Origin of the sequence: Gardnerella sp. KA00255 (genome assembly GCF_049244095.1) — a bacterium.
Lineage (GTDB): Bacteria > Actinomycetota > Actinomycetes > Actinomycetales > Bifidobacteriaceae > Bifidobacterium > Bifidobacterium vaginale_F.
In genome coordinates this window covers 251,436-274,715 of sequence record NZ_CP058374.1, presented here as the reverse complement: position 1 = coordinate 274,715, position 23,280 = coordinate 251,436, and the positions used below count along the sequence as shown (strand labels likewise).

The following is a 23,280-nucleotide window of genomic DNA, read 5'->3' as shown; positions in this document are numbered from 1 at the left end:
AAATAGCGTTAATGAATAGTGGTAAGAAATAACATTAAGGAATAGTGGTAAGAAGTAGGAAATAGCAGCAAAAGTAGCGTTAAGAAATATAAGCTAGATAGTTATTTATTTTGCTAGCAAATTAATTAACTAATCTTGAGCTTTACGTTCGTTTACAAGTGTTGTAAGCTGCCAAATCTCTTCGCCTATGTCAATTCCGCGAGGGCACTGTCTAGAGCAGGCTCTAACCGACTGGCATGCGCTTATTCCATCGCTGCTGTCAATCAAATCTAAGCGGTGCTCTGTTTTGCTGTCTCTAGAATCGTAAATGAATCGTGCTGCATTAATTAAAGCAGCTGGACCAATGAATGCTTCTCCGCCTGCATAAATTGGGCATATTCCTTCGCATGCTCCGCACATAATGCAATTGCTTAAAAGTTCAATTTTTTGAAGTTCTTCAGGATTTTGCAAGAACTCAATAAGCTCGAGTTTTCCTTCGTTATTTCTTGTAGGAATGTTTGCAGCTTGCAAATAAGGTTCTAAACGTTTTATTTGCGCAATCATAGGTGAAATATCGCATATAAGATCGCGTTGAACACTAAATCCCGAAAGTGGAGACAGCTCAATAATGCCGAAGCTGTTATTTTGTGGGGAACTGATTTCTTTAGATTTTTGCTGCAAAATTGGCGATTTTTCCGCCTGCGCATTACTGCTTGTAGTGCCTGTTTTTCTAAATCCGCGAGATTGTACGTTAGAGTTTATTTCAGGACGTGCGTTTGCTCCGATTGTTGCGCTACATAGAAGTGTTGGCATACCGTTTACGTTTGCTGCATCTGAGCCGCACACTCCGTGTCCACATGAGTAACGAAAAGCTAGAGTTGGATCGATTGTGCGTTTAATAGTAAGCAAGCAGTCAAGAATTGTATCTGTTGAATGAACTCGTAAATTATAATCTTGAGTCCAATGTTTGCCTTGAATACGTTTTGCAGAAGGTTTAGAAAATTCTGAAGATTCATCTATATTTTTTTCAGAAGAATCCACTTTTGCAAAAGGATTGCTTCTTTTTTTGCGAGCAAAAGGACTTTCTCTACGTTTGCGCACATTTTGAGTATTGTCATCTTCATCATTTACTTGAGAAAATGGCATAAAACGCGAAATGCGTAAGGTAACAAGCGCAGTGCTATCGCTAAAATTATCAGTCATTGCGCTTTACCTCCAATACGTACTATTCTAGTTTGCCACAATACTTGCACAGAAACATTTTAAAGTTGGTGCAGCCTTAAGGTTAGGCTTGAACTATGACTGACGCTTTATTTTTATTAGATATCGATCATGATGATGCGCCTATATTGGCTAATGGCATTGAGGAGGGCTGGACTTTACAGTTGCCAGCTCGTATAAAACGTCATGCTATATCTGCTATGAGGTTAAAATCTGGAGACGCTTTACAGCTTTCTGACGGAAAAGGTTTGAGGATTCACGCTACAGTTACAGATGAAGAAAATGGTTTAGTTAAGGTTAATTCATTTTTAAGAGAGCCTCGTACAACTACTCGTCTAGCTCTTGTTCAAGCATTGGCTAAAACAGGTCATGATGAGCAGGCTATTGATATGGCAACTCAAATTGGAGTAGATGAGATAATTCCTTGGTGCTCAGATAGATCTATTGCAAAATGGAAGCAAGGGCGCAGTGATAAGCGGTGGAATCAAGTTTTGCAATCTGCAACTGAACAATCTCGTAGAGCTTGGATTCCTGAGCTAGGTGATTGCGTATCAAGTAAAAATGTTGTTGCAATATGCAGACGAGCATGTGTTTATGGAAATTTGGTTATAGTTTTGCATCAAGATGCTACTGATTCTTGGAGTCAAATCGAATCTTATGTAAATGATCTTACAGATCGTTGTCTTTCCGATGGCCGCGAGCGCACTGTGTATGTGTTAGTTGGCCCTGAAGGTGGAATAAGCGAAGATGAAGTGTCAATGTTTGTTGATGCTGGAGCTAAAAGCTGTGTGTTAGGCAGTAATATTCTTAGAGCATCTGCAGCAGGTCCTGTAGCGCTTTCATTGCTTTCTCGCGTTTTAGGCCGTTATGAGTGATTTATATGGATGATTTAAATGAGTGATTGATGTATATGATTGATATAAATGATTGATATAAATGATTGATATAAATACAAATATTTATAAATAAAATGTGTAGTTTTGTGTAGAATAATAAGAAGTATGCTTCATACGTAAGCATAAGCATTTGATTGTGTTATGAGCAAAATATAAGGGGAGAATCATGAGTGATATTAAGTATCATACTGAAAGTGATTGCATTTTTTGCAAGATTATTGCTGGTGAAATTCCAAGCAGTAGAGTTTATGAAGATGACACACTCGTAGCTTTTAAAGATATTAATCCGCAAGCAAAAGTGCATGTGTTGATTGTTCCTCGAAATCATTATAAGAATGTTGCTGAGCTTGCTAGCAAATCTTCTGAGACTTTGGCTCATATTGCTGAGGTTGCGCAAAATATTGCAAATGATGCATTCCATGGTGATTACCGACTTGTGTTTAATACTGGTCTTGATGCTGGTCAAACAGTTTTCCATGTGCATGCGCATGTGCTGACTGGTGAAAAATTGGTAGAAGGTAGTTTGTAAATCGTGACAAAAAATACTACGCGCATTGTTCATATTCCTAGCGAATTGAATTCAGTTGCAGTTTTAGGCGCTGCTGATGCTCATTTGCGTTATGTTGAAAGCGCTTTTCCTGCAGTAGATATTAGCGTTCATGGTCAGGATGTTCGTATCGTATCTCATTATGCTCGTAGCGAGGAAGATGCTTCGAAGGCACAGTATGCTTTACAGAGAATGATTGATGCAGCTTATGAGCATCCTATGGATTCGTATGAAGTAAAAAGAATGCTAGAGCGAGATATTTTACGCAACGATGAACATAATGTGCGTATTGATCGTATTGGTCATAATGGTGGTGTGCTTGCAAATAGTTTAAGTGCATCATCTTATAGCGTTAACAATTCTGCTTCACGTTCAGAAAATGAATTTTCAAGAGATTCGAGCGAATTTTTGCCTTCTAGCGAAGAAGCGCATCGCCGTGCTATGAGCAGAAGAGCTCGCATGAGTAAGGGTGTTATTACTTTTGCAGGCGGAAATCCTGTGCGCGCTAAAACAGCTGGTCAAACCCAATACGTACAAGCAATGGATTGCAATATTGTAACGTTTGGTATTGGTCCAGCTGGAACAGGTAAAACATATTTAGCAGTTGCTAAAGCTGTTCGTGCATTAGAAGATGGCAGAGTTCGTAGGATTGTTTTAACGCGTCCTGCTGTTGAAGCTGGAGAAAGCTTGGGCTTTTTGCCTGGAACGCTAAACGATAAAGTTGATCCTTATTTAAGACCGCTTTATGATGCTCTTTCAGATATGCTTGGGCCATCTCAATTAAAACGCTATTTGGATGAAAATATTGTTGAAGTTGCTCCTCTTGCATATATGCGAGGTCGCACGTTAAACGATGCTTTTGTTATTCTTGATGAAGCTCAAAATGCTACTGTGCAGCAGTTAAAGATGTTTTTAACGCGTCTCGGATTTAATACTACTATGGTTATTACTGGAGATATAACTCAAGTTGATCTTGCTGTTCCGAAATCTGGTTTGCTTTCAATTGAGCGCATTTTAGACTGCGTGAAAGATATAGCTTTTGTTCATTTGCATGCTGATGATGTTGTTCGTCATGCGTTAGTGGGACGTATAGTAGAAGCATATGATCGATATGATTCATTTGTTGAGCGTAAAAGACTTGAGCGCAATCAAAAAGCACCTTTTAAAAAAGAAGATCAGAGCGTTAATGATTATCGCTTTAATGGCCAGAGCGTACATGAACAGCGCGATGATATGCAGGATCCTAATGAGCAGCGTGATGATATGCAGCGTGTTCAAGAACAATATGATATTGAACAGCTTGGCGATGTAAATGATGTAAATATTGAATCTAAAATTTCTGAAAGTGCTCACGAGAGGAATAATGAGTAATCATGAGCGTTGATGTTATGAATGAAACAGTATGGAATATTGATCCTAAAATTTTTTCTGATCTTGGAATGTGGGTTTTACAAAAGATGCGTGTAAGTACGCAATCTGATTTATCAATTACTTTTGTTGATCCTGAGCCAATCGCTAGCTTGCATGAGCGATGGATGAATTTAGAAGGACCAACAGATGTCATGAGTTTCCCAATGGATGAGCTTACTCCTGGAAGCGATGATAAAGTATCTGAAGGCATGCTTGGTGACTTAGTGATTTGCCCTTGGGTGGCACAGCAGCAAGCGTTAGCTGCAGGTCATAGCACAATGGAAGAAATGCTTTTATTAACTATTCATGGCATGCTTCATCTACTTGGATACGATCACACTACGCCGGATGAAGAAAAGCAAATGTTTGGTTTGCAACGTCAGCTATTGCTTACTTTCTTTGCAGCTAGATCTGGAGAACTTTATGACGCAACTCTTCCTGAAGGCGCTGTGAATGAATTAGATTTATACGATAAAAATCATTCAGACTCTAGAAAAAAGTAAGCGTGCAAAATAACGTGCAAAATAAGCGACAAAATAACAGTCAAAGGCGATGATGAGAATTGACGAACTTGTTTGAAAGCTTTAAAATTCCTGAGCTTCCAGAATTGTCTGTGCAAATGTGGACGGTTGTTGTAGTTTCATTTTTGGTTGCTGTGCTTTTAGTATGGCTTTCATTAGCGATGGCTGCTGCTGAAGGTGCTATACCTAGAGTTACTCGTGCAAGTTTGAATAATATGATGATTGAAGCTCAAACTAACGAGGATGATATTAGCGCTATAGTTCGCATGAGAAAAATAGCTCGAATCCATAGAGTGAAAAGATTGATTGCAGATCGTTATGCTGCTTCTAGTGCTTGTGCTTTTGTGAGAATCTTATGCAATCTGCTAGATGGTGTTTTAGTAGCTTCTATAGCTAGTGTTTTTAAATCACCTTTATGGCTGACTATTCTTATTGGCGTTGTTATATCAATAATTGTCGCTGTTATTTCTATTCTTGTTCGTCCAAGATCTGTTGGAGCTGCTCAACCTGTTGCAAAACTTATGAGATTATCGCGTATTGTGCTAATCGCAATAGCTTTAAATCCTTGTGTAAGAGTTGCAAGCGATGTTGATATGGCTTCTCGTAAAAAACATACTGATCTTTCAGATGATGAAGCTTTAGAGGATATTCAAAGAGATCAGGCAAAAGCTAGTATAGATCGTTTAGTTGAAGCTAATGATTTCGATCCAGAAGTTTCAGAAATGATGCGAAATGTTCTTACGCTTTCAGATACTTTAACTCGTGAAATTATGGTTCCGCGTACGGATATGATTTGCGTAAAGAATAGCGAAACGTTAGAAGATTTTTTGAAGTTATGCTCTCGCTCAGGATTTTCTCGCGTACCGGTTATTGGTGATTCTGTAGATGATTTGGTTGGAATAGCGTATTTAAAAGATGCTGTTAGAGCAACTGTATTTAATCATGCTGCTTCTAGTAGAGCTGTTTCTACGATTACTCGTGACCCAATGCTTGTTCCGGAATCAAAGCCTGTGGATGATTTATTCCATGAAATGCAACGCATTCGTCAGCATGTTGCTGTTGTAGTTGACGAATATGGCGGTATTGCTGGTTTAGTTACTATTGAAGATGCGATTGAGCAAATTGTTGGCGAATTGGAAGATGAGCATGATCGTACTCAACGCGCTGATCCTGAAGAAATAAGTGATGGAGTATGGCGAATGCCTGCGCGTACGCCTATAGCAGATCTTGAAGATTTGTTTGAGGTACATATTGACGAAGACGATGTTGATACTGTATTTGGATTGCTCACTAAACTTTTAGGTAATGTTCCTATTGTTGGATCTAGTGCTGTAACAAGAGGTCTTAAGCTAACTGCTGTTGATTCTGCTGGAAGGCGTAAGAAAGTTTCAACAATAGTTGTTGAAAGAGATTTGCAGGGTTTGCAAGAGAATCGTGAAGATACTAATACCAGTAGTTCTGATAAGTAATATTAATAATATTAATAATATTGAAGCTTTTATTCGGAGGATTGAAAGTTATGAGAAGATTAATATCTAGGCTTATTGGAAAATTATTCCAGAAGGTATTAGTAAAAATATTGACTAAAATTTTTACGAAGATTTTTAAAAGAATATTGAGGAAACGTAGATAATGCGTAATTTGAAATTTCTTTTATATTCTAAAAATTTTGAAGTTAGTGTGTTAATTGAATAGGTTAATTGAATAGGTTAATTGAATAATAAAATTGGCTAACTTAATAGGGTAGTAGGCTAGTAAACTAATCGTTTTTAGTAGCCTAATTGAACAATTGAATAATAAAATAATAAAATCTAAAGTTTGATATTAACAGATAATATTTATGTAATGCTTTATTTGATGTAATGTTTTATGTAGTGTTTTGATTTTATGGAATATTTTGAATTTGGATGGATTAATTATGAGTGATCTTAAAGACGATAGTAAATTTGCTAACGACGATAACTTAGATAATGACTTCGATAGTGAAGTAGATAGTGATTTAGATAACAACTTTGACGACACTGATGACTTCGACGACGAGATGTTTGCAAATCTAGACGCTTCAACTCGCGCAACGATTTCTACTCCTGATTTTCACGGATACCGTTCCGGTTTCATAGCTGTAGTTGGTAGGCCAAACGTTGGTAAATCAACGCTTATGAACGCTCTTATTGGAACGCAAATTGCTATTGCGTCTTCTCGCCCGGAAACTACGCGTAAGGCTATTCGCGGAATTGTTACAACAGATAATGCGCAAATGGTTCTGGTTGATACTCCGGGTATTCACCGTCCGCGTACGCTTCTTGGTCAGCGTTTGAACGATATTGTTGACGAGTCGCTTGCAGATGTTGACGCGATTGCATTCTTGCTTCCAGCAGACCAGGAGATAGGGCCTGGAGATAGGCGAATCCTGAGCCGTCTTCGCTCCGATTTTGCTAAAAAAGATGATAAGGGCAATTGGACTTGGAAAGTTCCGCTTATCGGTATTGTTACGAAAATCGATACGCTTAACCGCAGCGAGTTAGTTGCGCATTTGCTTCAAATTCAGCAGTTTGCTGATTTTACGGATATTGTTCCAGTTAGTGCGTTGGAACGCGACAATGTTGATGAAGTTAAGAATGTTTTGATTCAAAACTTGCCGGAAGGTCCGCAAATGTATCCGGCGGATCAGCTTAGCGAGGAAAGTCCAGAAAGCATGATTTCGGAGCTTATTCGCGGCGCATTTTTGGAAGAATTGGACGACGAGTTGCCTCATTCTTTAGCTGTTGTAGTTGACGATATTGTGTATCCGGGCGGCGGCGAGGACACTCAATACGAAGACAACAAAGCGCATGTGCTTGTGTCTGTTTATGTTGAGCGTGATTCGCAAAAGCCGATTATTATTGGGCATCGTGCGGAGCATTTAGTGCGCGTTAAGAAGCGTTTGAGAACTGCTGTAAATCGCATTACTGGTTCTAAAGCTGTGCTTGAATTGCATGTGAAGGTTGCAAAAGGATGGCAGAGCGACCCTAAGAAGCTTGAGCGTTTGGGATTTTAGCAAGCAGATTTTGATTAGCGTTTTTTGACTCGCTCATTCTGCCTAGCGAATTCTGCTTATCGCTTATAAAAAAACCGCAGCCGATACGATTTTCGACTGCGGTTTTTGTTTTATTTATTTTAAACTACATGCGACGATGACGTGCGAAAGTTATACCTCCGCCGATTGCTGCGATTCCTGCTATTGCTGATGCGACTATTGCAGCAATAGTAAGAGTCTTATTTCCTTCCTGCTGAGCTTCGCTAGGATTTCCAGAAGCTTGAGAATTCTTAGATTCGTTGTTCTGCGATTCGTTGTTTTGAGTGCTGTTATTGTTATTAGAATCCTGAGTTTCTTGCTTATTATCTTCTTGCTTTGACTCAGAGTTCTTCTTGTTTTCAGCATTCTTATTCTCAGCAGACTTATTTGCATCATGTGATTGAGCATTGTTCTGATTTGCAGATGTACTTGTAGCAGAAGATGTGCTACGTGTATGCTGCGTGTTTGCTTTAGTGTTTTTCACTGAAGCTTTCTCATTCGCATGTTCTGCTTTAGTGGACTTCCCAGTTTCACTCTTAACAACAGCCTGTGTAGCGTGATTTTCTGCGGTAGTTGAAGCGAACTCGTTAGACTGTTGTTCAACATCAACAGCAGGAACGCTAATATGCGGTGCTTGCGGAATGAACGGAACATTATTGTTACCAGTGTTTCCAGCGTTTTCAGTGTTGGTTGTGTTTCCAGTGTTACCGGTATTGGTTGTGCTTCCCGTATTACCAGTGTTGCCGTGACCGCTTTCTCCCTCATGACTTGGTTTAACAACCGGTGGCTTTGGTGCAACATCTTTCAGCTGTTTCTTGAGTGTTGTTGCAGACGTGCTGAGCTTGTTATCAGTAGTTTGCAGATCAGTACTCGTTTTTGTCAGAGTTTGTACGAAGCTTTCAAACGATTGATAAGCTGCCAAGAATGTTTCGTTGAGCTCTTGTATAACTTTTTCATCCTTAGTAGTTTTAGTTAAAATTGCTTTCTTTGTTTCAAGATTCTTCTTTATCTCTGCAATCTTGGTTTTAGCTTCTGCAACAACTTCTTGAGCATGCTTAACCTTAGTTTGAGCATTTGTTACAGCAGTCTGAGCAAGTTGAATCTTCTTAACAACATTTTCTTTTGCAGTCTTAACAGCATTATTTGCGTTTGTTAAGGTTTCACCAGCCTTCGTGACTTTTGTTTTCAATGCTTCAAGCTGTGCTGTTACTGTGTTCTGAGTATCTTTAGCGCCATCAAGAGCGACCTGAGCAGCTTGAACTTCACTCTTAGCGTCTTCAACTTTCTTAGATTCAGTTGCAATCTGAGTTTCAAGAGTTTGAATCGTTTGCTGCAGACCGGTTACTTTATCTTTAGCTTTTTGGAGTTCACTATCAGCCTTAGCTTTGGCTTCGTTGGCTTCTTTAACAGCCTGAGTTGCTGTATCAAACCTTACTTGAGCTTCGTTAACAGCCTTGGTAAGCTCGCCATCAACTTTTGCTTGCTGTGCCTTGGCTGTCCTGCGAGCTGCATCAGCAGTCTGCTTGGCTTGTGCGGCCGTGTTGCTCAACTCTTGTGCTTTTGCTTCCAAGCCTCGAAGTTCGCCCTGAAGTTCCTTAATCTTCTGCTCGCGCTTCTCTTTGCTTTCTTGAGATGCTTGAGATGCGGCCTGCTCAGCTTCTTGATACTTCTGCTGAGCAGTATCCCAAGCAGTCTGCAGCTCAGTAGCCTTTTCCTGCGCCTTGGATGAAGCTTCATTTGCTGCGCTAGCATTGTCCCTCGCCTTTTCGAAGTTCTTCTTTGCTGTAATGACCTTCTTAATAAGCTCAGTTACTGTGTTAGCGCCTGTTTGAGAATTATTACTTTCAGAGGTAATGACTTTATAAACAGAATCAAATAATTTGATATCAGCTACGTTTTCTTTTGCAGCAAGATCTGCCAAATTTCTAGAATTAGCAGGCTCTAGCTTCTTTTTGCCATTGTCTGTGACTTTATTTATATAAGCATTCAGCAAATCCTTGTAAGTATCAACAGATATGGTTTTTTCGGAATTGCCATGCCATACAGCAACGTCATAAATCAATGTTCCATTTTGGTTATATGTTTTTTGTGTACCGTTAGAGGTTTCAGTAACAGTGAAGCTTGTATCCTTTATAGCTGTATCAGCTTCTGCAAATCCTGCTGCAGTATTATTAGTACTAACAAAATTTAGATAGTGTCCAACAGCGTGTTGGAACTTGGCTTGTATACTTTTATCAGAATCATCATTAAATAAGGTTGGTGAAATTCCAGCTGATGCGTAATCTAAGAAATCATATCTATGTTCCTGTAAGAAAGTTTTTCCTTCAGCTGTTAGTGTTTTTCCACCGAATGAATTGGATGAAAGTGTATCATCATATATATCTTTTTCTTTGTAATACCATCCATCCATTGCGTTAGATTTAGTGGAAGAATGAGCGATATTAGAAGTACTGTTTATATCAATGCTCATAGTTCCTTTTTTGTTCATAGCACGATTGGAATCGTTGCCGTCAAATTCTCCCCATGCAAGATTTTCTGAAGAATCATTGTATGCGTGAGATTTGAGCTGTTCTGGAGAAGCAGGGGTCACATTATGTTTCATGTCGAAATTAGCAGCATGATCTTGTATCGATGCAGAGTAGAAGGAGTGTATGATGCTTTCAGCAATAAGGCTTAAGCGGACACCAACTGTTGGTAAACCAGCTTTTTCTTCGTTACGAACTTTGTTAAGTGCATCATAATAAGTTGCAGCTTCCTTCAAATTTTGCAAAGAATCTGCTCCGCCAACACGTCGAAGTTTTTTAACGTAATCAGCCCAGATTGGAGCTTTCATGTCTTTTGAAGAGGCGTTGTAAGTATCATTACCTATTTTGATTTCTGTATAGGTTGACTTAAAAGTTTCACCTTTAAGAATTTTTTGAGCGCGTTCAGCATCTGCAATTAAATCTTCATTTCTTGAGCCATCGGTTTTTGCTTTTTCTGTGGAAATAACATATTCCAAGAATCCTTCAAAGCCTTTTTCTACTTCTGAATCAAGTTTCGCTTTATTATATTCTTCATTGTATTTTTTGGTTGCTTCATCTGCAGCTTGGTCAAATGAAGCTATATTATTCTTATAATTTTCGTTTTGTTTAAGAGCAGTTTCTGCATTGGCAAGTTCTTGTGCTTTAGGAGCGATTGCATTATTAGCATTGGTAGCGTCCTGAGCTTTTTGAGTTGCTGTAGTATTTGCTTGATCGTAATCTTGCTTGGCTTTTTCGGCCTTGTTTTTAAGCTCTTGCACCTCGGCATTTGTTGCTCCGGAACCAGCAGCGTTCAGATTATCTATTTGTTTTTGAATCTTTTCCTGCTTTTCTGTATTAGCATTTACAGCTTGCTCTGCTGATTTTTGATCTTGCTCTTTTTGATCAGCCTCGCCGGAAAGTCTATCTGCTTCTGCTTTAGCATCCTGCTTATCTTTCTTAGTCTTCTTCGGCCTTCTGATTATTCTGCCTAGTTAGGAGCTCAGAAGCTTTAGTATTGGCGATAGTTGTTTTTTTATCAACTTCACTGGATGCTGCCGTTTTGTCTTTCTCGGCTTGTTCTTTATCTTTTTTAGTTTGCTGTTCTTTTTCTTCGGCTTCAGCTTTGTCTTTATTTGCTTTTTCTAAATCTTTAGTTTTCTGGTCAACCTCTTTGTCAGCTTTATCTACCGCAGTCTGCTGCTCAGATAATTCCTTATCAGCTTCTTTTTTCTGTTCTTCAGCCGTTTTAGCTTCTTTTTTCTTATTGTCTAATTCAGTCTGAGCTTCAGTTACTTCCTTGTTAGCGTCAATTGCTTTGCTGTTAGCATCTTTAACTTCGCTTTCAGCATCCTCGACTTCCTTAGTAACTGTTTTTTTCTGCTCATTAGCTTCATCTACAGCTTGCTTAGCTTCTTTTTTAGCTTTATCTGTAGCATTTTCTCCCTGCTGTACTGCAGGAGGATTTGAGACAGCTGGTGGATTAGATGGTGGCTCAGTAGTTGCAGCATTGGCAACACCTGCCATACCAAATAATGCAAGGGAACTTGCGCCTAATGAGATTGCTACTGCGAGTTTGGCGTTCATAAAACCTCTCCTCTTATATGAATTTGCAGTTTTATTGCTCTACAAGAATCAGTGAATACCGCAATGTTTTGCGATTAAGTCTCTCGCATCCATTGCGATTTTCCCTGCAGCCTTGCTTCTTATGAGCATTATAATCTTCTACGGGGGGGGGTATCAAGTTTTTCTCTGTGATTTTAACAAATAGCCATGGATAAATTTGAGAATTAATATAATAAACAAAAACCGCGGCAGACAGTGAATTACAAAGTCAAACCGCGGCTATTTTATTGGTCAGTATAATGCGCAATATCGCCTAATTTAAAGCAAACTTAAACAATAAGTTAAAGCACAATAAACTAAAGCAATAAACTTAACGTATTACATAAGTTAATACTACTTTTTGCGCGTAGTGTACATTTGCGTGTTAAGAAGCGTGGCATATCGTTTAATAACACGCGGACGTATCACCTTCATAGATGCTGTTAGCAATCCATTCTCTTGAGTGAACTCTTCAGGAAGAACAATGAACTTTCTCACAGATTCTGCGCGTGAAACGCCTTCGTTAGCAATGTCAACGAACTTTTGAACTTCAGCGCGAACAACAGCATTACGAGCAGCTTCTTCCATAGTCATATTAGCGTCAAGACCCTTGTTCTTAAGCCACGTACGCAAAGTTGGTTCGTCTAAAGTAACTAAAGCGGAAATAAATGGACGTTTATCTCCAAGTACCAAAGCTTGCGAAACAATCTCACAACGCTTAATTATTTCCTCAATAGGGCTTGGCGCAACGTTCTTTCCGCCAGCTGTAATGATTAAATCTTTCTTTCGGCCTGTAATATAAAGGAATCCTTCATTATCAATACGGCCAAGATCGCCTGTAGCATACCATCCATCTTCAGTGAATGATGTTTCCGTAGCTTCAGCATTCTTATGGTAGCGCTTAAATACGCATGTGCCCTTAATCTGAATCTCACCATCATGAGCAATCCTAAGAGTAAATCCAGGGAAAGCGATTCCGACTGAGCCTTCTCTAAATGGAACTCCAAGAGGGCTAAATGCGCATGGTGCAGTAGTTTCAGTCAAGCCGTATCCTTCATATACAGGCACTCCAGCACCGCGGAAGAATGAAAGAAGCTCAGGATCCAATGGAGCTCCGCCTGCAACAATCCAATGCGCGCGACCACCCAAAGCTTGGCGGATAGAATGATAAACCATTTGATCATATGCAGCGCGACGAGCTTGAGTGATTGCTTTAGCCTTGCCGTACTTTGAAATTTCCTTCATATACTGCTGAGCCGTAACAACTGCGCCTTGGAATGCCAATCCTTTTACGCCGTGACCAGCTTTTTGTGAAGCGGCGTTATAAACTTTTTCAAGCACACGAGGAACAACAATCATAACGGTTGGCTTTGCTACTTGCAAATCAGAAATAAGAGTAGAAATGCCTTGAGCAATATAAATACGCAAAGAGCTTGCTACAACAATGTAGTTAATAGCACGAGCAAAAGAGTGAGCTTGCGGTAAGAACAGCAAAACAGATCCATTTTTCTCGCTTAAAAGTTCAGGCAAATAAGTTGGAAGATTAAGAGCTGTAGTGCAATAATGCTCATGCGTCATTTCAACGCCTTTAGGAGCTGCAGTCGATCCGGAAGTATAAACAATAGAGCATAAATCAGTTTTCTTTACAGAATCAATTCTTGCATCCAAAGCCTCGTCGCTAACTGTATATCCGAAAGCTTGAAGTTCGGCCAATCCGCCCGTTTCAATGCAAATAATTCTTTCCAATGTAGGGCAATCTTCAATTGCTCCATCTGCTTTATCGCGCATTTCAGTGGTTCCAACAATTAAGAACCTTGAATCAGAATTATTTACAATATTGCGAATCTGCTCTGCAGAATCAGTGTCATAAATAGTAGCTAAAACGCCTCCGCAAGCCATAATAGCTGCATCAATAACATCCCATTCATAGGATGTTTTACACATAAGAGATACAGAATCGCCTTTCTTCAATCCGTAATGCATTAAGCCTTTTGCGGCTGCTCGAACTTCTGAAAGAAACTCGTTAGCTGTTTTAGTAATCCAACGATTTCCGTTTTTATAAGTGTAAAGAGGATCATCGCCCATACGAGATGCACGATTAGCATACAAGTCGTAAATACTTGTTCCATCGTCTAAAGGAGGATTTCCTTGAGTGCTTGTAGTCAGTAAACCAGTTTCAGGATCAACCATAGTAGTGGTTGGCATTCCTGGACCCCACTCGTCAACTCTTGGAAGGAGCGGATTTACGCTACCTTCTGATACGTTATGCAATTCCGGATAATCTGGTCCACCTGCTCGATCATCGCTGACAGGATGTGCAAAGTTACCACTAATATGCAGTGCTTTTCTTGCTAGATTAAATGCCTGCTGCTGGAGTGTATTAAGGACGGACACATCTGCTCCTTCATCATGCCGAAATCGGCTACTTCTTAGCGCACAAAAATAATACGCTTTATTACTAATACATATGATAATAGTCCATATGCTCAAGCATATTGATGATTGCTACAATAAAAGTGATAAATTTTTTCAAATATTTTCAAATTTGTCACAATAAGTTCATTTATATTCGTTATTGCAATTGTTGCAATTGGTGAAGTTGTTGTAGTTGTTGTAGTTGTTGAAGTTATTGTAGCTATTACGGATATTGTGGATATAGCGGATATAGTAGTTATTGCGTATATTCCAGATATTACAGATATTACAGATATTACAGATATTAAATTTATTAAGACGATTAAATTTATTAAATCCATTAAATCAATTTCGACTTTATTGTATTCAAAATTTAGTCTTTGCGGTTAGTTATACTAGCAAAGTTGCTTTGGCGAGGGAACCGCTAGTTTAAAGGTGAGTTCCGTTATCGACTGGGCTGATAGCCAGCTTATGGTGGTTTTCGGCGCGTCGGTGCGCCTGAAGCTGGATTAATAACCAGACCATAAGGAGACCGATATGGCTACAAAGATTACTCTTGAAGGCAATGAACGCAATGAGTTCGGTAAGGGCGTTGCTCGCCGTTTGCGTGTTGCTCAATTAATTCCTGCAAGCATTTATGCTGGCGGTGCTGAACCAGTTCACGTTACGCTCCCAATGAAGGAAACTACTTTGGCTTTGCGTCACGCTAACGCTTTGTTCACTATTAAGTTCGGCAACGAATCTCGTATCGCAGTTGTTAAGGACGTTCAGCGCAATCCTGTAAAGCGCATCGTAGAGCACATTGATTTCTACGAAGTTAAGGCTGGAGAAAAGATTGACGTTGAAGTTCCAGTCTTCGTTGAAGGTACTCCAAAGGGTGCTGCTGTTGCATTCGTTGACGTTCAGGAACTTAAGGTTCGCGCTGATGTTGCTAACTTGCCAGAGCGCTTGGTTGTTAACGTTGATGGCTTAACTGACGGTACCAAGGTGTTTGCTAAGGATGTAAAGCTTCCTGAGGGTGCTGAGCTTGATATGGATGGCGAAGAGTCCGTTGTAAGCGTTGTTGTTCCTGAAGACGCTGCTTCAGAAGAAGCAGCTCCAGCAGCCGACGCTGCCGCTGCTACTGACGCCGCTCCAGCTGCAGACGCTAAGTAAAATTTTGTAAATCTTAAATTTTAAACTTAAATCTAACAGTTTTACAGTTTTAAAATTAAGATTAGTTAATCTAGTTATCTAGTAATCTAGAAAATCTAGTTAATTAGGCTCTCGTAAGTAAATCTTATGCGAGCCTAATTTTTTATCTTTTTGTCACTTTAATTTGTTGCAAGTAAATCTTTTTTATTCTTTTATATATGTGTCTTCGTATGCATTCACGTATCTATCTATATCCGTAATATCCGTAATACTCGTGATACCTGTAATATCCGTATATCATCTGTATTTGTATACAGTATCTATACCTTATATATTGTTATATCGAATTCGAATAATAATTTTTGTTAATCATATATAACTTATATGCGTGTAAAGATTAATAATGATATTGTGAATGATGCTAAGACATATGAGAGTTAGGCGTCTTATTTTCGAATACTCAAAATTAGTGCTTAGAATGTTTTATAATAATGCATTTATAAAATACATGCTGAAAGAAAGAGGCATTAATGACTGATTCAATGGAAGAAGCAAATTCATTAGTAATGCAAGAAAATCATTGTGATACAAGCTATTTAGATAATCTTGTAAGTAAATTTACAGTTTTACCTAATCCGAATGCTGCAAGCGACGCTAAGCGAAATGAGCTTATCGACAAGCCTGCTTTTGGTCAGATTTTCTCAGACAATATGGTTCACATGTCTTGGACTAAAGGCGAAGGATGGTCTGATCGTCGCGTAGAGCCTTACGGTCCATTGAAAATGGATCCAGGCGCATCCGTTTTACATTACGCTCAGGAATGTTTTGAAGGTTTGAAAGCGTATAGGCGTACTGATGAATCTATTTGGCTTTTCCGCCCAGACGTTAATGCTACAAGATTCCAAAATTCCGCTAAGCGCTTGTATTTGCCAGAACTTTCAGTTGACGATTTTATTGGATCAGTTGCAGCTTTAGTAAAGCGAGATAGACAATGGGTTCCAAGTCGTCGCGAGTATACACTTTACATGCGTCCATTCATGTTTGCTTCTGAACCATTCCTTGGCGTGCGTGAAGCCCACGAAGTTGAGTACTGTGTTATTGCTTCTCCATCTGGCCCATACTTCAAGGGCGGTTTGAAGCCTGTTAGCATTTGGGTTGAAGATCAGTGGTTCCGCACAGGCCCTGGCGGTACCGGTTTTGCTAAGTGCGGCGGGAATTATGCAGCTTCTCTACTTGGCGAATATAAAGGTATTGAACATGGCTGTGAGCAAGTATGCTTTGTTGATGCTGCAACTAAGACATACCTAGAAGAGCTAGGCGGAATGAATGTATTTGCACTTCATAAGGATGGCCATTTAGAAACGCCTTCGTTGACAGGAAATATTTTGCCTGGCGTAACTAGACGTTCAATTATTCAACTTGCGGAAGATCATGGTCATGAAGTTACAGAAACTATGATTCCGTTAGAGAAATTACTCGAAGATATTCGCTCTGGTGAAGTTACTGAAGTGTTCGCATGTGGTACAGCCGCGATTATTACTCCAATCGGAAGATTTAAATCAGAAAAATTCGAGGTTGAAGTTTCCGGATGCGAAGTTGGCAAACTTACAAAAGAATTACGAGATGAATTGCTCGGCATTCAACTTGGTGAAGTAGAAGATACTCATAATTGGATGTGGAAAGTTTGCGATTAGTTATAAATATCTAGAGCTATAAAGCTATAGAATATAAAACTATGGGATATAAAACTATAAAGTTTTGAAACTGTGGAATTTTAAAACTCGAGTTTCCATAACTTTAGCAATTTCAAAAAATAGAATAAAAGTAAAAGTAAAACAAAAAATAGAATAAAAAAGCATAAAAAGCGCGTCAAACTATAAGAATATAAGCAATGCGTATTAGCAAAAGGTATAAGCTTGTAGGTGGCGCGCTTATTGTATGCTAAAAGATTATTAATAAGATCAGAAATATTTCTTTCGAAAGGAGCCTTGTGGAAGGAGCATTAGGCGATAACATTTTCTTCCTTGTCGTTGAATATATTGCTATGGGATGCTGCGGCATGGTTGGAGGAATGTGGGCAATACGTAAGAAGTATGATCTTTTTGCAATTATTACAACATCATGGATTACTGCTTTGGGCGGCGGTATTGTGCGTGATGTGCTGCTTGGAGCATTACCGCCGGTTGGTATTGCAGATAGAGGATTTGTTTTTACTGGATTAGCTGCAGGATTATTAGTAGCTATTGCGCATCCTGAGATAGACAAATGGAAATGGCTTATGCTAACTCTTGATGCTCTAGCGCTTGGGCTTTTTGCTGTTAATGGTACTGCTAAAGCTTTGGATTTTGGAATGTCTGGAATGGCATCCGTATTTTTAGGCATGTTTACAGCTCTAGCAGGTGGACTTATTAGAGATATGATGCTTAACCAAGTTCCAGTTGTTGTAAGAGATAAACACTGGTATGCGTTCCCAGCTGCAATAGGTTGCATTTTAACTGTTTTTGTATGGAAAGGCGCGCATAGTAGAACTTTTGACGTTAAAACAGAAATGATTCTCGATACGTGCATTGTACTTCTTGTAGTTGTTATGCGAATTATCTCAGTAAAATTCGATTTGACTTTGTTGGGAGCCGCTAAAAGAACCAAGCCAATTAAAGTAAGCACTCCTAAAATTCGCATTCATAAAAAACGTAAACGAAATAACATCAACAACAATCTAATATTGTCTAACGCTAATAAAGATGTAACGAAAAACGATGAAGATTTATAAAATTTTTTATTAAAGAAAATAGTTAGAAAATAGTTAGTAGATAGTTAGCAAATAGCATAAAAGACTAATATGTTTGTTAGAAAAACAAATAATTGTGATGCTAGTACGATGGTAAACTAAAAGTATTGCTGCTACTTAAGAAAGGTAATGCCATGTCACTTATTGAAATTGCCGTAACTATTATTGCTTTTCTATTGTCTGTAGTAATTGGAATTTATTTTGCTGGAATACCTCTTAGAACGTCCTCAATGACTAAGGTACAAAATATTCTTCAACAAATTTTAAGCGTGCTTTGCTTCGTTGCAGTAATCGTGTTATTTGTAATGAAAATGCGAGTTGCAACTGTAGCTGTTATTGTTGCATTGGTATTAGGTATGTTTATTGGGAAAATTCCTGCTGTTCACCGTTTTCTTTTAAAGCAGTTTCCTTATGTGTTTTTGAGGAAGAATGATCCTAGATTTGATTTATTAAAACAGTATTCTGAAGAAACTTCTAAAGAGACCAATAATCAAACTAGTGAATCTAGCGAAACTAATCAAAGCAATGAAACTAGAAAGACTAGTGAAAATGGCGGAAATGGTGAAAATAATACTTCCGGAAAAAATTTTGAATAATTCATCTCACGATACTTATAGTGACGCTTACAATGTCGCTTCCAATGACTCTTCCGATTACACTTCCATGAGTGCAAGAGATTTCATTAAAGCAGGGTTTTTGCGTCCTGATTTAGCTCGCGAAGCAATGGAGACAATTAGCAGAATTTGTCCTGATATTTCAGCTAAATTATTGTTTGATTCTATTAGCGTTGTTGAAGATTGCGATGCAGCTGTATTAGCTTTAAGAGATTTAGTAAATATTTACCCAGATATTATAAAAGATATTCTTGTTCATAATCCTCAATCTCATGACTTTACTTCTTTATTGCAAGTTCTTGGAGCGTCAAACGCATTAGGAGTTTTAATGCGCACGCATCCGGATCTTATAAAAGCTGCATCTAGCGATCCTAATCATCTACTGCATATGACTAGAGATGAGCGTTGTGAGGATTTATTAAATTCAGTACAAGCTAATATCGCGACTGTAGTTTCTTCATCGAATAATGATTCTTCTGTAAATATTCCTGTTTCTTCACTTGGCTTTGCGCAAGCTGTTTCCTCACTTCGAGCGAGATATCGTGAGCATATTGCTGCAATTATGGCAGCCGATTTAGCGAGCGCAGATCCTGTGGAAGTGCAGCCAGATATTAGTCGTAAACTTTCCGACGCTGCCGATGCTGCTTTAGATGCTGCTTTAGCTATTGCTCGTGGACAAGTTAGCGGATCTTCAGCTTGTAGATTTGCAATAATTGCAATGGGTAAGTTGGGTGCTCAAGAAATTAATTATGTTTCAGATATTGATTTGATTTATGTTGTTGAGCCTTCGGATAGTCAACCGCAAGATGCTGCAATTAGAGTCGGCACATCTATGGCAATGGTTTTGCAAAAAGTATGCCAGTCTGTTGTTATAGGATGTTCAGAGCCTCCTTTGTGGCAGATTGATACGGCTCTTCGTCCTGAAGGTAAAGATGGTCCTCTTGTTCGACGTCTTGAATCTCATAGGGAATATTATGAAAAGTGGGCGAGTAGTTGGGAATTTCAAGCTCTTTTAAAGTCTCGCCAAGCAGCAGGAGATATTTCTCTTGGAAAATCCTATAGGGATATGGTTGAGCCGTTTATTTGGAAGGCTTCTAGGCGTGATCATTTTGTTTCTGACTGCCAGCATATGCGTCAACGTGTTGAGTCGCTTATTCCTGCTTCGCAACGAGATCTTGACATGAAGCTTGGCCGCGGTGGTTTACGAGACGTTGAATTTACAGTGCAAATGCTTCAGCTTGTTCATGGAAGTGAAGATTCTTCCTTGCATGTTAGAGACACTCTTTCTGCTTTACAAGCATTAGCGGTTGGTGGATATGTTTCAAGATCGCAAGCTGCAACTTTGGCTGAGCATTATCGTTTTGAAAGAGTTCTTGAGCATCGTCAGCAAATGTGGAATATGCATCGCACGCATTTATTCCCGGATTTAGGCGCTAAAGGTAACGGTGGTTTGGATCGTGCGCGCACAGTTTGCGCTGAGCAGCTTAACAATAATGAGCAAATTCGTAGGCTTGCGCGTGCTGTTAGATTACGTCCTGAAGAGCTTGTTGCGCAATTCGATAAAGCTCGACGTGAAATTCGTCATTTGCACAAAGATATTTATTACCGGCCAATGCTCCCGATTAACGCGCAATCTGACTCTGATCCTATTGTTCTTGCGCCTGAAGCCGCTCGTGCAAGATTTGCATCAATTGGTTTTGCAGATCCTCGCGCCGCACAATTGCATGTTGAAGCTCTTACCGAGGGGCTTTCGCGCGCTGCTAAAATCCATAGAATTTTACTTCCAGCTGTTTTGAAATGGCTAGGCGATGGGCAGAATCCAGATATGGGTTTGCTTGCGTGGAGACGTCTTTCTGAACGATTTGGTGGAAAGAATACGTATCTTGGTTTTTTGCGTGATTCTCCTTCTGCAGCTCAACGTCTTTGCCATGTGTTGGCTGATTCGCGCTATTTAGGCGATGCAATGATGCAATCTATACAGTCAATTACGTGGCTCGGAGATGACGAAGCGTTATCTGCTCGCGGACGTGAAAGTTTAGATATGCAAACGCATGCAATGCTAGCAAGGTATGACACTAGTATTGATGATTTTGCGCAATATTTGCGAGCGCTTCGCCGTCAAGAAATTGAGCGAGTAGCTTTAGCTTGGATGTGTGGATTAATTGACGACGACGCTTCTATGCTTGCAATGAGTGATGTTTTTGATGCTGTTTTAGATGCTGCTTTGCAATGGTCTATGCGCGATGCTGCTTTGCGAATGAATTTTAACTCTAATCAAGCTGAAATTGCGATTATTGCTTTAGGACGTTATGGCGGCAGGGAAGTAAATTTCTGTTCTGACGCAGACATAATGGTAATTTATAAGCCAGTTGGCGAAGATTGTGATTTAAATGCTGCTCATCGTTTTGCTCAAACAACTGTAGATATTTTGCGAAATATTCTCCAAGGATCGCTTACGCTTGAGCCAAAAATTATGGTTGATTTGGATTTGCGCCCGGAAGGCAAAGACGGTCCATTAGTTCGCAGTCTAGAATCTTGTGAAAAGTATTATCGTCAGTGGGCGAGTACGTGGGAGCGTCAAGCGTTATTGCGCGCGCGGTTTGCTGCAGGTTCTAAAGAATTAGCCGATGCTTTGCTTAATGGTGTTGTAAACGAATTGCGTTACTCGGAAAATCCGCTTAGTGAATCACAGCTTGCTGAAATTCGTAAGCTCAAAGCTCGCATGGAGGCAGAGCGTTTGCCTAGAGGCGTAAGTAGGGATCGTCATTTAAAGCTTGGCCGTGGCGGATTGAGTGACGTTGAGTGGACAGTGCAATTAATGCAATTGCAATACGCTTCAAAGCATGAGTCTTTGCGAGTAGTTGGAACTATGCAAGCCTTGAAAGCATTGCAATCTGAGAATTTGATAAGCAATGAAGATGCCGAAGTTTTAAGTCGATGCTGGCATATGTGTTCTGCTGTTCGAAACGCAAACTTCTTGTGGTCAGGATCAATGTCTCGCGCAGATATAATTCCAACTGACTCGTATTCATTAGGCGGAATTGCTACATACCTTGGATATGAGTCGAATCAAGGTCGCGTTTTTGAAAACGATCTTTTAGCAACCATGCGTCAATGCCGCGAAACAATGTCTCGCTTATTCTATGGGCGCTAGTGTTATGGCGTAATTGCGTCATTGTATTACGCCACTCCGGTGGGTGCATTCGTCAACGCAAATAAGTAGAATTGCGTAGGTCGCGTAGTATGTGACCGTCTTGCCAACTGACGAAAGGTAAGCGATATTTATTATGATGAATGCAGTTAACGTTTCTAGTTCCTCTAGTTCTTGTAATTCTTCTGATTCTTCTAATCAAAATTTTTCTCGTTATACGATTGCTAATTCATTAGCAGGAAAAAGTGTTGTTACATTAGACGATATTTCAACAGCACAAATACGAATGCTTTTAGATAAAGCGCGATACATTGATTCGCACCGTAAAGAAGTGGCTCACACTTGCGATGGCAGAGTGTTGGCCACTCTTTTTTATGAGCCAAGCACTCGCACTCGTTTAAGCTTCGAAACAGCAATGCTGCGTTTAGGAGGCAAGGTAATCGGTTTTGCCGGCGCGCAACTTTCTAGCGCAAGCAAAGGTGAGACTGTAAATGATACTTTGAAAGTTGTATCAAATTATGTTGATGTCGTTGCGATGCGTCATCCAAAGGAGGGTGCTGCTTTCGTTGCAACACAAGCTGTGAGCACGCCTATTATTAACGCTGGTGACGGCGGCCATATGCATCCTACGCAAACTCTTGCAGACTTGGCAACTATTCTTTCTCGATTTGGTCGCCTTAATAATCTCACTGTCGGCTTGTGCGGCGACTTAACATACGGTCGCACTGTTCACTCGCTTATTGAAACTTTATGCCGTTTTGGAAATGTTCACTTTGTGCTAATTAGCCCAGATGAGCTTAAAACTCCTCAGTACGTAATCGATCGCATTAACGATACGCCTTCGTGCACTTACGAAGAGACTCGCGACTTGATGGAAGTTATCGGCAGCTTGGACGTGCTTTATATGACGCGCGTGCAAGAAGAGCGTTTTACAGATCGCGAACAATACTTGCGACTTCGTGACACGTACATTTTGACGGAAGAAAAATTACAAAAAGCAAAATCTTATATGCCAGTGCTTCATCCGCTTCCGCGTATTAACGAAATCGCTGTTGATGTTGATGACGATCCTCGTGCAGCATACTTTGAGCAGGTTAAAAATGGCATGCTTATGCGTATGGCTTTGGAAAGTTCTGTATTAGGAGATGAGCTTGCAGGATATCAGCCAACTGATTTGGTTCAAGTACCTTGCGAAGAATCTGAAGCGTGCGATGCTAATGGTATTTCTTTGGCTAAGCCAAGAATTCATACAGCTGATTTGAATGCTCCTGAAAATCTCGAATGCCCGAATCCTCGATGCATAACGAACAGTGAGCTAACTCTTAAGCATAAATTCTATAAGTCTGAGTCTCAAAGGCATGAATATCATTGCTTATATTGTGACGAAGAATCTAAATGAAAATAAAATATATTAGAATAATTAAATAACAATAAAAATTAAAA

General features: G+C 39.6%; 16 protein-coding genes. 12 read left to right on the top strand and 4 right to left on the bottom strand.

Features of this window, described 5'->3' with window-relative positions:
• Positions 1-129 precede the first annotated feature (129 nt).
• Entirely contained in the window at positions 130-1,182 is a 1,053-nt protein-coding gene (locus HXT51_RS01105; protein WP_421776569.1) for a succinate dehydrogenase/fumarate reductase iron-sulfur subunit, read from the bottom strand.
• Between the two features lie 95 nt (positions 1,183-1,277).
• Between HXT51_RS01105 and HXT51_RS01100 the strand changes: the two genes are divergently transcribed.
• The 6 genes from HXT51_RS01100 to era all read left to right on the top strand — a co-directional run bounded on the left by HXT51_RS01100 (position 1,278) and on the right by era (position 7,611).
• On the top strand, positions 1,278-2,075 hold the full coding sequence (locus HXT51_RS01100; RefSeq protein ID WP_421776568.1) for a 16S rRNA (uracil(1498)-N(3))-methyltransferase: 798 nt from the start codon (positions 1,278-1,280) through the stop codon (positions 2,073-2,075).
• A 187-nt stretch (positions 2,076-2,262) separates the two neighbouring features.
• Complete coding sequence (locus HXT51_RS01095; protein WP_421776567.1) at positions 2,263-2,625, top strand: histidine triad nucleotide-binding protein; 363 nt, start codon at positions 2,263-2,265, stop codon at positions 2,623-2,625.
• Positions 2,626-2,628: 3 nt separating this feature from the next.
• A complete protein-coding gene (locus tag HXT51_RS01090; protein WP_415705758.1) occupies positions 2,629-4,014 on the top strand; it encodes a PhoH family protein in 1,386 nt (461 codons plus the stop codon).
• A gap of 2 nt (positions 4,015-4,016) precedes the next feature.
• Complete coding sequence (gene ybeY / locus HXT51_RS01085; RefSeq protein ID WP_103084172.1) at positions 4,017-4,556, top strand: rRNA maturation RNase YbeY; 540 nt, start codon at positions 4,017-4,019, stop codon at positions 4,554-4,556.
• A gap of 116 nt (positions 4,557-4,672) precedes the next feature.
• Complete coding sequence (locus tag HXT51_RS01080) at positions 4,673-6,043, top strand: hemolysin family protein (RefSeq protein ID WP_421776790.1); 1,371 nt, start codon at positions 4,673-4,675, stop codon at positions 6,041-6,043.
• A 572-nt stretch (positions 6,044-6,615) separates the two neighbouring features.
• Positions 6,616-7,611: a GTPase Era gene (gene era / locus HXT51_RS01075; RefSeq protein WP_415705844.1), complete on the top strand. Its 996-nt coding sequence runs from the start codon at positions 6,616-6,618 to the stop codon at positions 7,609-7,611.
• Between the two features lie 124 nt (positions 7,612-7,735).
• On the opposite strand, the gene HXT51_RS01070 is transcribed toward era, so the two are convergent.
• From HXT51_RS01070 to HXT51_RS01060, 3 genes are all read right to left on the bottom strand, one after another.
• The gene (locus HXT51_RS01070) at positions 7,736-10,912 is read right to left on the bottom strand and encodes a hypothetical protein (protein WP_421776566.1); all 3,177 of its coding nucleotides are present in this window, start codon (positions 10,910-10,912) and stop codon (positions 7,736-7,738) included.
• Positions 10,913-11,090: 178 nt separating this feature from the next.
• Positions 11,091-11,717, bottom strand: coding sequence for a hypothetical protein (locus HXT51_RS01065; protein ID WP_421776565.1), 627 nt, complete (start codon positions 11,715-11,717; stop codon positions 11,091-11,093).
• 372 nt (positions 11,718-12,089) lie between these two features.
• Positions 12,090-14,129, bottom strand: a complete 2,040-nt coding sequence (locus tag HXT51_RS01060) for an AMP-dependent synthetase/ligase (RefSeq protein ID WP_103084174.1) — start codon at positions 14,127-14,129, stop codon at positions 12,090-12,092.
• Positions 14,130-14,687: 558 nt separating this feature from the next.
• Here HXT51_RS01060 and HXT51_RS01055 point away from each other — a divergent pair.
• The 6 genes from HXT51_RS01055 (at position 14,688) to pyrB (ending at position 23,236) form a co-directional block, all read left to right on the top strand.
• Positions 14,688-15,305 (top strand): 50S ribosomal protein L25/general stress protein Ctc, encoded by a 618-nt coding sequence (locus HXT51_RS01055; protein ID WP_421776564.1) that lies wholly within the window; start codon positions 14,688-14,690, stop codon positions 15,303-15,305.
• A gap of 545 nt (positions 15,306-15,850) precedes the next feature.
• Positions 15,851-16,978, top strand: coding sequence for a branched-chain amino acid aminotransferase (locus HXT51_RS01050; protein ID WP_421776789.1), 1,128 nt, complete (start codon positions 15,851-15,853; stop codon positions 16,976-16,978).
• A gap of 296 nt (positions 16,979-17,274) precedes the next feature.
• Complete coding sequence (locus HXT51_RS01045; protein ID WP_103084176.1) at positions 17,275-18,054, top strand: trimeric intracellular cation channel family protein; 780 nt, start codon at positions 17,275-17,277, stop codon at positions 18,052-18,054.
• 152 nt (positions 18,055-18,206) lie between these two features.
• Positions 18,207-18,668 (top strand): hypothetical protein, encoded by a 462-nt coding sequence (locus tag HXT51_RS01040; protein WP_415692003.1) that lies wholly within the window; start codon positions 18,207-18,209, stop codon positions 18,666-18,668.
• Positions 18,669-18,735: 67 nt separating this feature from the next.
• A complete protein-coding gene (locus HXT51_RS01035) occupies positions 18,736-21,840 on the top strand; it encodes a bifunctional [glutamine synthetase] adenylyltransferase/[glutamine synthetase]-adenylyl-L-tyrosine phosphorylase (RefSeq protein ID WP_415705842.1) in 3,105 nt (1,034 codons plus the stop codon).
• A 133-nt stretch (positions 21,841-21,973) separates the two neighbouring features.
• A complete protein-coding gene (pyrB, locus tag HXT51_RS01030) occupies positions 21,974-23,236 on the top strand; it encodes an aspartate carbamoyltransferase (RefSeq protein WP_421776563.1) in 1,263 nt (420 codons plus the stop codon).
• The last annotated feature ends 44 nt before the right edge of the window (positions 23,237-23,280 follow it).